The sequence below is a fragment of the Lactobacillus sp. UMNPBX12 genome (assembly GCF_002553955.1).
In the GTDB taxonomy this organism is placed as follows: Bacteria; Bacillota; Bacilli; order Lactobacillales; family Lactobacillaceae; genus Lactobacillus; species Lactobacillus crispatus.
The window spans coordinates 69,508-85,693 of sequence record NZ_PCYY01000008.1; the positions used below are offsets into that span (position 1 = coordinate 69,508).

Here is a 16,186-nt window from a genome sequence, read left to right on the forward strand (position 1 = left end):
CAGAACAATGTTAAGTTTTTGCTTTTATAAAGTCATAAGCTGAATCATTTAGTATTCTTTCTCGGTCGCACTACAATATAATTGATTAATCTGAACAAGGGAGGTTTTAACATGCCGTGTACATCAATTGCAATGAAAGCAAATAATGGTGATTTATTCTGGGGCAGAACCGATGACTTTACTTTCAGTCCCTTTAAAAAGAGCGTGAAAACTCAGATCACTGCTTTTCCTAAAAATACAGAAATGCCAAGCTGTTATCATAAATGGATGAGCAAATATGCATTTGTAGGAATTAATGTTAATAATTCGCTCTTCTATAATGATGGGATTAATAGTGAAGGATTAGTTGGGGATGCTCAATATCTGGAAGAATGTAGCTGGGACACTGAAGAAAACTTAAAAAAGCGCGGCTTAACTCCGATCGTCGGAGCAGAATTTGTTAGCTATATTCTAAGCAATTTCAAAGATATTACTGAGATCAAAGAGGCAATTCCTAAATTGGCCCTATTAAAAACTGAATATCAACCATGGGAAGATACAGAAACTGGCATACCTAGCCCCATACCAATGCACTTCACCTTCTTTGATCCTAGCGGCAAAGGCATTGTACTTGAACCGGTTAACAACGGTGCTTTCAAAATCTATGACAGCATCGGTGTGATGACCAATAGTCCAGAATATTCTTGGCACTTAAATAACTTACGCAACTACGTGCAAATGCGGCCGCATAATGTTGGTGAAAACAAGCTAAATGATCAATTAGTAATTAAACAGATCGAAAGTGGTTCTGGGTTACTAGGACTACCCGGTGACTACACTCCGCCCTCTCGTTTTATTCGGGCAACTTTTCTGTCAAACTACATTGACAGCTTCAAGCGTGAAGATGGAATCATGCAACTATATGATGTTTTCAAGACGGTCATGATTCCAAAAGGTCTTGAAAAACTAAGTGCCAATAGTACTAAATCTGATTACACTGGCTATTGGATTGGCTATGATGTAACAAAACATACGCTTTATATTCAACCAGAGTGCTGCAATACTTTTACTCAATTTACTTTATCCGCAGATTTAAAAGAAAAGACGATTAAGCAAATTAGTCGTGAGATTAGTTTAGCTTAAAAAAGCATAAAAATAATCGGGCAGTCATTAGATTGTCCGATTATTTTCGTGTATTTACTTTTTACAATAGTTTAGCATTTACAACTTTAACATAGCTATTTTGTCCTAATTGATAGAAACGCTTACCATGGATTAAAACAGTTTTGCCATTATTCCATACGCCGTGCTTAGTTCCTTTCTTTAACAGGACACGCTTAGTATGATTTTTGACAACTTGGCCATTATGATCATAGACATAAGCATTTTTCTTCAATAAAACATACTTAGTGGCTTGAAGGTTGGCTAATTTAATGTAGGCATTTTCACCAATTCGGTAATACTTTCTGCCATGGATCTCAAAGAGTTCACCATTATTCCATACATAAACATAATGGCCCTTCTTAATCAATCTGATCTTGCCATCAACTGATAATGCTCTGCCACTAGCATTGTAAACATAAGCATTTCTTACAACTAATTTCTTCATAAAGGTATTAGCTAATTTAACATATGCATTAGTTCCTACTTGAAGGAATTGCTGTTCCTTGATTTTCACTACTTGGCCATTATTCCAGGCAGAAATAGTTGCTCCCTTCTCAAGACGTTGAACTTTATTATTAGTTGCAAGAACCTGTCCATCTTGATCATAAACTAGTGCAGCGTGAGTTAAAACGAAGGTCTTTTCTTTAGCAGCATCAGCAAGTGATGGAGTAACATCATTCTTAACATCAGATTGAGTTGAATTTCCCTGCTCAAATGAATTTTCGGTGGTTGATGTAGGTACTGTCACAGGAGCTTGCCCATTATCATTATGATTAGCATTGCCGTTATTTTGATCAGGATCAACAACAGGAGTTTCAACAAAGTTAGGGTCGTAATGGACGATTACTTTCTTTTCTACTTTATTGCCCAATTGATCAACTACTGCAATTGTAAAGACATGTGTTGTTGGCTGACCATGATTATCATCAAGTACTTCTTCTTTTTCAAACTTGTGTGAGCCATAATCGTTAGTTGTGTCAGGACTAGCATATAATCCCGCGACATAATCGTAGCCAGAACCGTTAAATTGGCTGAATAAATTATCACCATCAAGATAGAATTTATAGCCATCCAGATTATCGTTAGCTACGCCAGAAAGCTTAAAGGTTGGCTTATTAGTTGTAAATTCTGCTTCATCTTGATTGCCGAGTTGATCAACTAATAATGTAGGTTTAACTATATCTAAAATCAAACCAACTGATCCACGTTTTTCGGTACCATCAGTGGTCTTATAGATGTATTGCACATATCTATGACCTGTGTGAGGCATCTTAAAGACAATTGTAAATTTACCATTATTGTGAATATCAATCTGATTATTAGGATCATTTTCAAATCCACTAGCTACCATTGCTGTTAAGCTAACAACGTTAGAATCAACATGACCAGTCAAAGTAAAGTCATTAGTAGCAGGATCATAATAGCCATTTTCAACTGCTTCTAAGCCAAGATTAGATACGCCACCATCTGTCAAATAGTCAAAATGAATGTCTGGGTTAGACTTATCTTCTGGCTCATACCCTGGATATGGTGTAGGACCAAAAGCATCCTCATCTGCTACTTCATCAGTCACATTAACTCCTAATTGATCTCGATTAGTATAAACTGGCTTGTCAACATGAGTAGGATCGTAGTAAACGCCGATATAAACTTCATCGCTAATATCCGTCGTGGCTGTCTTTTGCTTATCATTAAAGGTTGGCCCATCAATTTCAGTCCATCCCTTTAACAAAGCACGGTTAAATTTACCATCTTTTCCCTTATTAATGCTTGTATGGATATGGAATGTTGCCACGCCATCTTTGACAGTAGCAGTATAAATTTCTTTAGTGAAATAATCTTGGGCAAATGCTTGAACATTATCGCCTTTAGTCACTGCTGCTTGAACAACAATATCCTGATCATTGGAACCAAATACTGAATAGATTTCTGGACCGAAGCTCTTCTTTTCTCCATCAACATGTTGCCATGCAAATTTTGCCTTAAGTGTAGCTGGAGTAAAGGTTAATAATACGTCATGGCCAGCTTGATCACTTGAGAATACAAGCGGCATTTTTTCATCAGCAGCAACAGGTACTGCATACTGATCACTAGCTACTTGAACCAACTTGCCATTAAGATAAAAGTCCTTTGTTGCACCGCCACGTAGAGTATAAGTATTGGTTTTAGCATCATAATCCTCCATCTTTTGATTAAATGCTAAACCATTAGTAGCATTCCAAACAGAAACCTCTGGTTTGCCTGCTTGACCAGCTACATCTAAAGTTAAGGCAGCTGTATTATCTGCTACATCACTAATTGCAACGGTTACTTTATTACCCGCACCCGAAAATGAATTAAGTTCTTCAGGCGTCAGCTTAAATTCAAAATGACCTGAGGTTTTATCATGATCTGAAAAAACTGATTGTTCCTGATCATCTAATTTAAAACCGAATACTTTATCATTAATAGTTACCGTACCGTATGAATAACTTGTAAATCCAGCACCCGTATCTTTATAGTCACCACTCAAAGTAGTAGTAGCTTGATCAAACTTAACATTACTTAAAGTTGGTGCAACAGTATCGATTACAACTGGTGTATCGTGAGTTTGCACCTTATGTGGGCCATCATTATACAAAGTTGCCACAAACCGATAAGTATAGTTTCCATCTGGAGCCACAACCATCTTACCTGTTTTAGCATCGTAAAGCTTACCATCCCAGTCAAAAACAGATGCATCTGAGGCCGAGTATCCCATATCAACGGTACCTTCGCCATCGGCATGATATGACTTTTGAATTCCATGAGAATCACCCAAAACTCTTACTACATTACCTTTGGCATCTAAGATTTCCACTTTAAGATCTTCAACATTTTGTTTAAGGTATGCATAAGGTCGAACTAAATCGCTCTTATTATCGTTATTGGGTGAAAAGGCAACCTTACCACTTTCATATAACTTAGCTACTTCTTGCCAATTATATTGACCATCCACATTAATTAATTTTTTAAGTGAGTCTTGATCAGCAATTCCGCGTGGATAGTTATCCTCATTAGTCCAACGATTGCCTTGGATGTCATTATCTTCATTGGCATTATTATCAAAGACATTCTCATTGGTCATATCACCATAATAACTTAAGTATGGCACTACCAATGTTTTCTTAGTTTCAGTATTTGTAAAGTTTAAGAATCCTTCGACTAATTGATTAGGCTTCAAATTAGATAATTTTAAAGTATATTTAACTTGTGCATCTGACTTTGGTGCTACGGTAACAGCATCTGCACCATAAACATTTGCTCCTGCGAGTTGAACATCGTAAAAGATTCCGCTATCCTTTTCTCTCTTTTCAGTAAAGCCTCCACCCATATCATCAAAAGTATAAGTTTGAGCCTTATCTGACAAGTTATGCAAAGTCAAAGTAAATTCAGTATTTTCTCCGACTTTACGCAAACTAAGTGCCCCAGTGCCATCATCAGTAGTAATGTATACCGGTGAAGCTGTTGCATCCCCTACGTTAATTTGACCTGCACCCTGTCTTCTAGGTGAAACTGGTGTAGTATACCCATTCTGAGTCTGTGGATTAGCCGTATTCATTAACAATGCTTTAACTGCCTTAACTAACTCTGCACCTTTTAGTTCAGGATTAGTTTTAGCTAGTCGTTCTTTAACTAAAGCCGCTGCTCCTGCAGCAAATGGACCAGCCATTGAAGTCCCACTCATCTTAGTATATTGGTTATCATTTGCTAAAGAAGTCACATCAGATCCTGGAGCTGAAATATCCGGCTTTAAGGTAAAATCAGGCAATGGTCCCCATGAACTGAAAGAAGCCATGTCACTGTCTTTACCTGTATCAGAAGTTTCAGCAGCTACAGTAATTGCATTGCGTGATGCACCCGGATCAGCAACAGTACTTGAACTAAATGGTTCATAATTACCAGCATTTCCTCCTGATTGATAATCTGAATCAGTAATATGACTAGTATTATCAACAGAAGCTGCATTCCCATTATTTGATGCTGAAATCGAAACAATTACACCGTGATCAACTGCATATTGAACTGCTTTTTGATCAGCCACTCCCAAATCAGCAGCAGCTACACCACCACCAAGAGACATTTGAATTACATCAGCACCTAGATTAACAGCATCAACAATTTGTTTAGCTAAATCAAGTGATGTTCCATCAGCACTGAAGACCCGCAACTGTAATAATTGAGCTTCCGGTGCTACCCCAACTACGTATTCTTTGTCACCATCTGGTTGACCATCAGCCGCAATAATCCCTGAGACGTGTTGACCATGAGGCTCATCAGCTTCGGGCTTTATATCATCTTCACTGTTATCAACATAGTTATGCACAAACGGAAACTTTTCATTCACATAACGCCCATATCCTAACTTAGCAATCAATTCCTTCATTTGATCGGCTGTTAACTTAGGATCCTTAGGCATAGTTTGAAAATCTTTATGACTAGTATCGACACCACTATCAATTACGGCAACTACTGTGTGCTCACCCTTATATCCTTGATCCCAGGCACTTTGAACATTGCCTTTTACGTGATCTTGATTGTTAGCTGGTGGCGTTTCTTGATTTTGAGAATTAGTGTCAGGCTGAGCATCAGCTTGAGTGTCGGTTGGGGTTTTAGCTTGAGCGTTATTATTTTGAGCTGCACTTACTGAAGTAGCTTGAGTTTGAGTGTTAGCCTTTTCAACCTGACCATTTTCACTTGTTTGTGTAGAAACAGGAGTATTTTCTTGTTGCTTTGATTCAAGCGTATTATCCTCAACTGTACCAGCCGACTTAGCTAAGCCACTTTGGTGTTTCGCCTGAAAATCTGCAACATTGGTCTGTTTTTCACTGTTTGATACTTGTTTTGCAACATTACTATTTTCTGCGGCTTTAACTTGACCATTAGGTGAAAAAATAAATACTGAACCAGATGCTAACGTCAAAATCGCAGCAGTTGCCCACTTTTTTCTTAAGCCTACTAAGCCACTACTATGTTTACATGCCTGAACTAATTCAAGTCTTTTCTTAGTACAAAATACGTACGAATAATCTCGAACATCAATGTTTTTCTGATTCATATATTTTCCTCCTTGTGGATAAAACTTGTTGTTCAATCTATCCCACTTTCAAGTTATGAAAAATAATATCACGATTATAATTTACTTACAATATATTTTTAATTTTATAACATGGTTTTTAAATTATCTTTTTAAGAATCCTTTGTTATCAGACAATCCATTAAAAAATATGCATTTAATCATAAAATAATATAGTTGTTATTTTTATGGACGAAAAAGGACCCTGCTCAAAAGAACAAAGTCCTCAACTATCTTATTCAAAAATCCAACTTAATTATTCTAACTCGCCATTCATTTTCTTAAATGCCACGCTAGTTGCTGGAATCATGACATACTTATTTTTCTTAGAAAAGTAACTACCATAATTGGCAAAACCGGCCTGACCATCTGCGTAACCATTTTTGCCATCCATCTTTAAAGTGCACCATTGATGTGTATACTTATTTTTGTTAACGTGTCTAGCTTTAAAGCCCATTTGTTTCAAAACCATTTGCATCGCATCAGCTGTACCGGCACATGAACATGAACCGCCAATGAATACGCCATAAGCTTTATTATAATATGGAGCCTTCATTGAATATGCATCACGAGCAGCAAATAACGAAACATAGTATGCCGCGGTGTCTACTCTCGTTAAATCCGTATCCCCAGCCTTTTTACCAACACATTTAGCAATCAACTTAGCCACACGCTCAGCTGCTTTAGTATGATTGCCTCTTCTAGTGATCGGAATCTTATGTGCTTTGCCTTGCCGATCATATAAATAATTGCCTTTAAGATCAATACTATCCGCATTTACAGTATTGCTTGAAACTGCCAAAACGGTAGTCAAACATAGTAATGCGACTATCACTAATAAAGTTTTTTTCTTCATAACTTTTCCTCCAAGTTGAATTTTGATACTACTGTTGCCAAACTAATTTAAAAAGCTTGGCTACTCTACTTCTTTTAATATCAGCACGATGATTCTTTTTAGCCGTAGCTTTACTCTTGTAATATGTGTCTACCCAAGTATCGATCCCAACATAAAGCTTTTTACTGTTGTTGGTAACATATGCAGCTGCGTTTTCACCCATTGGATAACTCATAAACATTCTATTGCCACTACATTTAATCAACTGGTGTGAACTATAGTCAGCGTGTGAATTGTGTGAACGCTTAGTATATTTATAAGTTCTGGTCTTCATACTGAAATCACCGTAGCCAGCTAATACAATTTTAGAACTTGTAATCTTAAATGCCTTGAGCTTCTTTTGATAATCATAACCATACCAAGTACCTCGGAATTTCTTAGGTACTGTAGTTTTTTGAAAAACTGATGCATTTACTTGCTTAGGTTGATTAATTGTTAAAACTACTGTTAAAGCAAACAGCATCCCTATTAAAAGGACAAAACTTTTTTTAATCTTCATAATATCCTCCTCCATATTGTTTAGTATATAACAGATTAGTCTATTTAGAATATAACTTTTATAACTCGGGCTTAATCAGCAAAATCTTAATGATCTTGCTCTTTCAAAAGTACAAAAATAGGATGTGCAAAAAACACATCCTACCCTGTAATCGCATAGCAATCAAAAAATAGATTAGCTACTTGATTTTACTGGTCTTGTTTAGTTGACTTCAATAATTCTGCAATATTAATAGTTGGTAAGATTACTGGAGTCATTGTATTAGTTAAAGCGGTTAAAGTAGTTAAAACTTGTCTTAAATATGGAAACATAATTGCTACAGCATTTGTTTGTAAGTAATAATTAAATCCTCTATTTCCTGCATCTTCATCTACATTAAATGAAAAGTGACCTACTAACTCTACATCTAACTTAAAAGGAGCATCTTTATCAACATTATAAGATAAAATCACATTGGCCTTATTATCTTGTACATTATATCTAACATTAAAATGTTGTTTTACTTCAATTTTAGTTTGTTTATTTTGAACAACAGGTTCTTTTTGTTCAAGAAGCATTTTATTAACTGAATATCCTAAAAAGTTTATAACTGTCATGCTATTAAATCCGTTTCAAAATCTTTTACCACTACTCTATATTTCGTTTTATCGTCTAAGTCCTGCATAAAAATAAGTTTATCTTTATCAGTTTCTTCTTTTAAGTTAAACTCCATGTCATGAGAAAAAGAAGATTCATAGTCATCATCATTTGGCATCTTATCAATATTTTTTAAAATAGCTTCAATATCTAAACTATCCATAAAATCTTGAACATCTTTTTCAGTAAAATGTACTTTGCTAAGATCCATAAATATCTTCCCTTCTTAATATATTTATTTTCCCCATATTAATAAGTTGAGCATTTCTAACGGTTACTTCAATTCCATTAGCTCCTACACCATATCTTACACCCGGTAAATCAGTTTCTGTCCATCTTTTAACTCCTAAGGTAGTTATCTTATATTTCTTTTTAAGAAAAATTATAAATAATTCTGTCATAACACCAGCATAAGATTTTACTTTTCCTCTGTGCCTAACATGATCGTAAATCCGTTCACCATGTTTAGAATTACGCTCATCTTCACAAAACTTTCTAAATAATAGATTAGTATCTGGATCTGTTAAATCTAATAGATTCTTTTCCGGTATTATATTAGGCAATTCAAATACAACTGGATTTTTTGGGTCGAATTTACTGGCAAATTCATAAGCTAATTGAGGATCATTTTCAAAAGTATACAATCCATAGCCTAAAGATCCAATCGATTTATTCCAATTTCTTTTATTTCTTTCAACATTTAGTATATCAAGCATAGGAACATGGAAGCCATCCTTTTCTATGCGCCTAGCATTAAGCTGAGTGGTACCATGATATAGCACTGTTACCTCCTAAGTATTTGATATACCTACATTATATCGTAGAAATTTATCAAATAATATAAAATAATCTGATAGTTTAATATGTGTTTGTGATTAATAAGTGATAATGTCTTAACTGTTATTAAGAGACTGTAAAATAGTTTGTGTAAGGAGGAATGATTCCTTAAATTTATTACTTTAAACAAAAAATGAGGCATCCCAAATGCCTCATTTTCCATCTATTTCAAATTGTCAAAGAAGCCTTGCTTCTTCAAAATTTCTAAATACCGCTTAACGGCATCAGGCCAAGTTGGCAATGGCTTAAAGCCATTATCCACTAGTTTGCTTTTATCCAAACGAGAATTAAATGGACGAACTGCTTTGGACAAACCATATTCGGCAGTGGTAACTGGCGTTACCTTGGTGTCGTAACCAGCTTGACGGTAGATTTCCTTGGTAAAGTCGTACCAAGAAATGTAGCCGGTCTTAGTGCCATTTTCATCATAACCGCTTTCGGTTGCTGATAATTCAGAATTGGTTGCGTGGTAATAACCGTACTTGTCAGTTTCGATCATGTCGACGAGCAAGCGAGCTAAGTCAAAGGTGTAAGTTGGCGTACCGATTTGATCATCAACAACCTTAACTTCATCATGGTTAGAACCAACCTTGAGCATAGTCTTGATAAAGTTAGAACCGTTAACACCGAATACCCAAGCGATACGCACAATAAAGTATTTGTCTAAAATATCGGCAACAGCCTTTTCGCCGCCTAACTTAGTTTCACCATAAACGTTCAATGGCTTGTAACCCTTGAAGTCAGGTTCCCATGGCTTGGTGCCTTGACCGTCAAATACATAATCGGTTGAAAGGTAAACCATTGGTACGTCTAACTTCTTGGCAACATTAGCAATGTTTTGCGTACCGCCAACGTTAACCATTCGAACAGCTTCAACCTTGTCATCATCTTCAGCCATATCCACAGCTGTCCACGCTGCACAGTGAATAATTACGTCTGGATTTACTTCAGTGATTACCTTGTCAACTGCATCTGCATCGGTGATATCTAAAGAAACGTATGGCATCTTGGTAACAGCACTGCCGTCTTCAACGCCACTGTATTCAGGAGCAAGGTCTGAACCTACACCTTCATAGCCACGCTTGGCCAATTCATTCATCACGTCGTGACCTAATTGACCATTAACTCCAGTTACAAAAACTTTCATTAATTTACCTCACTAATTAAAACTTGAAAGTATCCTTTAAACCTTTCCATTCTTGATCACGTTCAGCCATATTTAACTTAGTGCCATCATCCAAAGTATAACCAGAAGCATCAGGGCTGCCTGGATATTCACCCTTTAGGTGTGGCCACTTGATGCCAATTTCAGGATCATTCCAAGCCATACCGCCTTCATCATTAGGGTGCCAGAAATCATTGACCTTGTAACAAAATTCAGCTACATCACTTAATACTAAAAAGCCATGTGCAAAACCTTGTGGAATTAAAAATTGCTTCTTGTTTTCTGCAGTCAATTCAACTCCGTACCATTTACCATAAGTCTTTGATTCACTACGAAGATCAACAGCAACGTCAAAAACGCTACCGCGAACAGCACGAACCAGCTTAATTTGTGGATAATGCTTTTGGAAGTGAAGTCCACGCAATACCCCCTTGGTTGAACTTGATTGGTTATCTTGCACAAAATTAATACTAAAGCCAGCATCCATCATATCTCTTTGATTAAAAGTTTCCATGAAGTAACCACGATCATCACCGTGAACAGTTGGAGTAATTACAGCTAATCCTTCGATACCACCGACATTTTTTTCTACTTTAATTTGTCCCATGTTTATCTTCTTTCTTCTAATCTTAATAACGTAATTTACCTTCCGCAACTGACTTTAAATGTTGCCCATATGGACTTTTACCATAGTGTTTGGCTGCAGATAGCAATTCATCTTTATCAATCCACTGATGAATATAGGCAATCTCTTCTGGCGCGGAGATTGACACGCCTTGGCGTTCTTCCGTCATTTTAACAAAGTTACTTGCATCTACTAAGCTTTGCATTGTTCCCGTATCAAGCCAAGCATAGCCACGACCCAATAATTGCACATTTAGATCATCTTCATTCAAGTACATTTCATTTAAACTGGTAATTTCCAATTCACCACGTGCACTTGGCTTAACTTGTGCAGCTTTTTCACTAACACCAGCAGGATAAAAGTATAATCCAGTTACGGCATAATTGCTCTTAGGCTGGGCCGGTTTTTCTTCAATTGAGACAGCCTTGCCATTTTGATCAAAATCAACCACACCAAAGCGCTCTGGATCATTGACATAATAACCAAAGACGGTTGCTTTACCCTTTTGTGCATCAGCTGTAGCGTTTTTAAGCAATTCGGTAAAACCATTACCGTAAAAAATATTGTCGCCTAAAATCATGGCGCAAGGCTCACCATTAATGAAATCTTTTCCCAAGGTAAATGCTTATGCTAAACCATCTGGACTTGGTTGAACCTTGTAGCTTAACTTAAGCCCAAATTGAGAACCATCACCCAATAATTCCTCAAATCTTGGCGTATCAGCTGGAGTTGAAATAATCAAAATATCTTTAATCCCCGCCAACATCAGAGTAGATAATGGATAATAAATCATTGGCTTATCATAGACAGGCAATAATTGTTTACTAGTAACTAAAGTTAATGGATAAAGGCGCGTTCCCGAGCCACCAGCTAAAATAATTCCTTTCATAATTACTTCTTATCTAATACCTTTCTACTGCCATACATTTCTTCATAGTAATTTTGGTAATCACCAGAAATAATGTTTTCCCACCATTCTTTGTTATCCAAATACCATTGAATAGTCTTCTTGATTCCATCCTTGAACATAGTCTCTGGCAACCAGCCTAATTCTGAGTGGATCTTATCTGGATCGATAGCGTAACGACGATCGTGTCCCTTACGGTCAGTTACATGCTCAATCAATGAATATGGCTTATCTAAGTAATCACAAATTAATTTAACGATCTCAATATTGTGCATTTCGTTGTGACCACCAATGTTGTAGATTTCACCTGGCTTACCATTTTCCAAAATTAGATCAATTGCCTTGCAGTGATCTTCAACATAAAGCCAGTCACGAACGTTTTCACCATCACCGTACACAGGCAACTTTTCATTATTCAAAGCACGTTGAATCATTAATGGAATCAACTTTTCTGGGAATTGATATGGACCATAGTTGTTAGAACAACGTGAAATGGTTACTGGCAAGTTATAAGTTCTGCCATAGGCACCAACCAACAAGTCTGCACTAGCCTTACTTGATGAGTAAGGACTTGAAGTATGAAGTGGTGTATCTTCGTGGAAAAAGAGATCTGGACGATCAAGTGGCAAATCACCATAAACTTCGTCAGTTGAAACTTGGTGGAAGCGTTTGATGCCATACTTACGACATGCGTCCATTAAGACTGAAGTACCAATAATATTGGTTTCTAAGAAAATCTCAGGGTTTTCAATAGAACGGTCAACGTGGCTTTCAGCAGCAAAGTTGACAACTACATCGGGCTTTTCTTCTTCAAAAAGCTTGTAAACACCCTCGCGATCACAAATATCTAACTTGACAAACTTAAAATTAGGCTTGTCTAAAACGCTCTTCAGGGTTGATAAATTACCTGCATAGGTTAACTTATCTAAGCAAATAATCTCATAATCGGGATGCTTCTTTATCATGTAAAAGATGAAGTTTGAGCCAATAAAACCTGCTCCGCCAGTGACAATAACTTTCATATAATTCCTCCGCTACAAAAAACTTAATTCATTTGCAGTATATAACATTACGTTACGTCACCTTCAAGAGGATAAAATAAAAAGATGCTACTTTTTACAACTGAAAAAGCCTGCATCTTTGGTAATGTGGAACCCATCTTTAACTTGCTTTTCTACATATTGTTTAAAATCCTGATAATGATCAAGCAAAATCGAGTTTTGATTGCCATGGCAAGATAATATGTAAGAAATAATGGGCATTGAGTCTGAAAGTTCAATTGCATCCTGATATTTGTGACAGGAAATATCTTTAAAATATGGCTTCAATATTTGACGCCCATTATCTAAGCCAAAACGCTCATATAATTTAGTGGAAGATAATACAATATTAGCATTGTAGTTTTGCACTAAATCTGTAATTTCATGCATATGCTTTTGAGAATAAGTACTGCAAGTAAAAGTAGCACCAGGCTTAAGCACGCGTTGCACTTCTTGCAGCGCTTTTGGAATATCATCACAATAAAAAAGCATGTGATTAGCAATTACTAAGTCAAAAGTATTATCTGCAAAGGGGATCTTTTGAGCATTAAAAACAGAGTATTGAAACTGGGGATGATCGCCAATCGCTTTTCTTGCATCAGCCAATATTCCTTCTGAAATATCCGATAGAACTATTGTTACATTCTTTGATACTTTAGCAATATTCTGTGACCACAATGCGCCATTGCCTGCTCCTAGCTCTAGGATTTTCATCCCTGGCTTCAAATGTAAGTTACTAAAAAGCCAAGGAAACCAGCCTTCTTGATTAACTGAATAATCTCGGTGCAAACGAATCCTGGCAGAGATATTGGTGGCATTTTTATATTGCATACTAAGCGACTGATCCATCGCAGTTAAGTGAATCAATTCAAGCATTTGACTCCAATCAACTTGCTGGTTAGACTTCAACGCCTGACTTGTTGAATCGATTGCCGTAATCACATTCTTCATTTCTTCAAGCCGTTCTTCAGCCAAGCGCTTTTGAATTTGCAAGGAACCCAGTAAAAATTGTGCATCCCCCGCCCCGATCGTCATCTCTCGAATTTCATTAAGTGAAAAACCCAGATATTTCAGTAGCAAGATCTGTTGCAATTTGGCAAAATCTTGATCTGTATATCGCCGCGCACCACTCTTAGTACGCGCAGCTGGCTTTAATAAATTCTTCTGGTCATAATAGCGAATTGTACGAATCGAGACATGAGCTTTTTCCGCAAATTCGCCGCTTGTGTAGTATTTAGTCATGTTAATTATCTTTATGGAACGCAAATTAGTCCAAGAATTTATTTTTCTTCATTCATTAGTTCTTTAAATCTTAAATCCGGGATGAAATTATTTCATTACAAATTAATCATTAAATATCTTAGAAATATGTTCAATTAGATTATGATCACCTAATGCCGATAAATAAATTTTGTTATCGGCACCAAAATAAAACAACAGCCAATCGTCATTATAAGCTCGATCAACATGAACGTGATACAAAGGAGGATGCGTTCCGTGTATAACACCTAATTTATGTTTAGTATATAATTGGTCAAAATCTTCTTTTTCGATTAGACTTACTACTTTATTGACTTTTGATAAGTCATAATGTTTCTTTTTATACTTCTTGGCTGTTCTTAAAAAATACTTCTTCGGTATTACTTCCATTAATCCAAATCCTTTAACCAATTTTTAGCAAAATCTTCCGCCGAAGAATAAACTTTTCCATTACTTTGTTCATCATGTATTTCTTTAACTACTTGCAGTGCACCATCATCTGCTTTTGGAGTAAATGGCAACTTTTGTTGTTGAATTACAGCAGTATAAAAAAGCCTGGTAGCTGTTGCCATATCCATCCCCATTGATTTAAAAGTAGCCTGCGCTTCATCTTTCATGCTCTTAGGAAGTTTCATATTGAAATTTGCTGTTTCGCTCATATTTATCACCTCTTAAATACATATTATAGATTGTTTATATAAAAAGTATATATAATATGCTTATTTTTTCTCTAAAAAATAGCTTTTTCACCCCATCAAAAAAGAGGACATAGTCCTCTTTCAATCCTTTGGTAATAAAAAATCTATTCCACTAAACATTTTATAAATAAAGGTGTGTGCTATGTCCTCTACTAATAATTGTATTAGATTTGATCTTGATATTAAAGACGAAAATATTGTTTTTTAAAGCTTGTTTGAATTAACAAACAATAATGTCTTAAAAGATACGACGCCAAAATAAAAGCGACCTTCGTTCATAAGAGCAAAGACCGCAAACTTGTTAATTGTCTCACCACAGAAATTAACACTTAAATTCTAACCTTACATTGCACTAAAAATCAATACAACTCTACACATTCACAAGCAAACTATGGTCAATCGGTTCGCCCTTCAAATGCGCGCCGCGAATCGTTTTCGCAATCATTGACTTGCGCTTGCTCTTCTTGTCGTAAACCCAGTCGCCTTGGGCTGTAGCGATATTCTCAACTTTGGTAGTATCACCATCAATTCTTACTAAGAATGCTGGTGCCATTGTTGAGCGCTTGTTAGGGCCGGAAGCAAAACCACGGTTAGTCATGTATGAAGTTACTAATACTTCCTTCTTGTTGCCTTTAACTGGAACAGCATAGTATGAGTAAGTTGACGTTCTCCAGTTAAATGGAACACTAGCTACCAAGACAGCTGCGTCGCCATTAAGTGGTTTATAACCATAAGTTAAGTGGTCTGAAACCCAACCAAGCATGGCAACATTGTCACCAATTTTGGCATCTGCTTGCTGCCACAAATCATCACCAGTACCACGGTTAAAACGCGTTGTAGCAAATAAATAGTACTTGCCGTTCATTGGAATGATATTTGGACGTTCAATTTCATCAGATACCATTAAGCTATTAACTAATGGTGGCAAAACTTCAGCAACTTTAGGATTATTCTCATTCTTGGTCAGGCGAATGATACCAATAGCAGCGTTAGCCCATGTTGCACGACTCCTCATGTCGTCATTAGCGGTTACCTTCAAGAAGTTTTGTAAAGCTTGCTTAGGCGTACCACCATAATTCTTCCAGTTATAGACTTGATTTTCTCCTTGATAATTATTGCTACCTGTTGAAGCTTCAAAAATTAAGTAGCGTTGACCACCAACAGAAATCACATGCGCATCACGCATAGCAACGTTATCTGCACCTTTGTTGGTAGACTTCCATTGCTTGTATGTCTGATAGTGATAGCCGTCACCTTCGAATAAAACATGGCGGTGACTTCTCTTAGCTATCGAAATTGTGTTTTTCTTCTTGTTAACCTTCAGCTTCAAGCTAAGTGTATAATTTTTTGCGGTAAGTTGAATAAATAATTAAAAAGCTCAAGTCC

At 36.4% G+C, this 16,186-nt stretch carries 14 protein-coding genes and 1 pseudogene; 1 reads left to right on the forward strand and 14 read right to left on the reverse strand.

Annotated elements, in window-relative coordinates:
* Positions 1-111 precede the first annotated feature (111 nt).
* Positions 112-1,122 (forward strand): linear amide C-N hydrolase, encoded by a 1,011-nt coding sequence (locus tag CP363_RS04810; protein ID WP_098035906.1) that lies wholly within the window; start codon positions 112-114, stop codon positions 1,120-1,122.
* Between the two features lie 61 nt (positions 1,123-1,183).
* Here the strand turns inward: CP363_RS04810 and CP363_RS04815 are convergent, their stop codons facing one another.
* The 14 genes and pseudogenes from CP363_RS04815 to CP363_RS04880 all read right to left on the reverse strand — a co-directional run bounded on the left by CP363_RS04815 (position 1,184) and on the right by CP363_RS04880 (position 16,130).
* Entirely contained in the window at positions 1,184-6,220 is a 5,037-nt protein-coding gene (locus CP363_RS04815; protein WP_098035907.1) for a S8 family serine peptidase, read from the reverse strand.
* Between the two features lie 274 nt (positions 6,221-6,494).
* A complete protein-coding gene (locus CP363_RS04820; protein ID WP_089146264.1) occupies positions 6,495-7,094 on the reverse strand; it encodes a hypothetical protein in 600 nt (199 codons plus the stop codon).
* Positions 7,095-7,122: 28 nt separating this feature from the next.
* Positions 7,123-7,632 carry a hypothetical protein gene (locus CP363_RS04825; RefSeq protein ID WP_098035908.1) on the reverse strand — a complete coding sequence of 170 codons (510 nt, stop codon included), beginning with the start codon at positions 7,630-7,632 and terminating at the stop codon, positions 7,123-7,125.
* Positions 7,633-7,820: 188 nt separating this feature from the next.
* Positions 7,821-8,228, reverse strand: coding sequence for a protein-export chaperone SecB (locus CP363_RS04830; RefSeq protein ID WP_089146266.1), 408 nt, complete (start codon positions 8,226-8,228; stop codon positions 7,821-7,823).
* The gene (locus CP363_RS04835; protein WP_089146267.1) at positions 8,225-8,479 is read right to left on the reverse strand and encodes a hypothetical protein; all 255 of its coding nucleotides are present in this window, start codon (positions 8,477-8,479) and stop codon (positions 8,225-8,227) included. The genes CP363_RS04830 and CP363_RS04835 overlap by 4 nt, the downstream gene beginning before the upstream one ends.
* On the reverse strand, positions 8,469-9,050 hold the full coding sequence (locus CP363_RS04840) for a hypothetical protein (RefSeq protein WP_089146268.1): 582 nt from the start codon (positions 9,048-9,050) through the stop codon (positions 8,469-8,471). Before CP363_RS04840 ends, CP363_RS04835 begins: the two co-directional genes overlap by 11 nt.
* A 218-nt stretch (positions 9,051-9,268) precedes the next feature.
* Positions 9,269-10,252, reverse strand: a complete 984-nt coding sequence (rfbD, locus tag CP363_RS04845) for a dTDP-4-dehydrorhamnose reductase (RefSeq protein ID WP_098035909.1) — start codon at positions 10,250-10,252, stop codon at positions 9,269-9,271.
* A gap of 16 nt (positions 10,253-10,268) precedes the next feature.
* Positions 10,269-10,877, reverse strand: a complete 609-nt coding sequence (gene rfbC, locus CP363_RS04850; RefSeq protein ID WP_098035910.1) for a dTDP-4-dehydrorhamnose 3,5-epimerase — start codon at positions 10,875-10,877, stop codon at positions 10,269-10,271.
* 22 nt (positions 10,878-10,899) lie between these two features.
* Positions 10,900-11,784 (reverse strand): annotated as a pseudogene (gene rfbA, locus CP363_RS04855) (glucose-1-phosphate thymidylyltransferase RfbA).
* Positions 11,785-11,786: 2 nt separating this feature from the next.
* Complete coding sequence (gene rfbB, locus CP363_RS04860; RefSeq protein WP_098035911.1) at positions 11,787-12,824, reverse strand: dTDP-glucose 4,6-dehydratase; 1,038 nt, start codon at positions 12,822-12,824, stop codon at positions 11,787-11,789.
* A gap of 87 nt (positions 12,825-12,911) precedes the next feature.
* Entirely contained in the window at positions 12,912-14,084 is a 1,173-nt protein-coding gene (locus CP363_RS04865) for a methyltransferase domain-containing protein (RefSeq protein WP_098035912.1), read from the reverse strand.
* A gap of 102 nt (positions 14,085-14,186) precedes the next feature.
* Positions 14,187-14,492 (reverse strand): type II toxin-antitoxin system YafQ family toxin, encoded by a 306-nt coding sequence (locus tag CP363_RS04870; protein WP_098035913.1) that lies wholly within the window; start codon positions 14,490-14,492, stop codon positions 14,187-14,189.
* Positions 14,492-14,761 carry a type II toxin-antitoxin system RelB/DinJ family antitoxin gene (locus tag CP363_RS04875; protein ID WP_098035914.1) on the reverse strand — a complete coding sequence of 90 codons (270 nt, stop codon included), beginning with the start codon at positions 14,759-14,761 and terminating at the stop codon, positions 14,492-14,494. The genes CP363_RS04870 and CP363_RS04875 overlap by 1 nt, the downstream gene beginning before the upstream one ends.
* Positions 14,762-15,170: 409 nt before the next feature.
* Positions 15,171-16,130, reverse strand: a complete 960-nt coding sequence (locus tag CP363_RS04880) for a glycoside hydrolase family 68 protein (RefSeq protein ID WP_233187132.1) — start codon at positions 16,128-16,130, stop codon at positions 15,171-15,173.
* Positions 16,131-16,186: the final 56 nt, after the last annotated feature.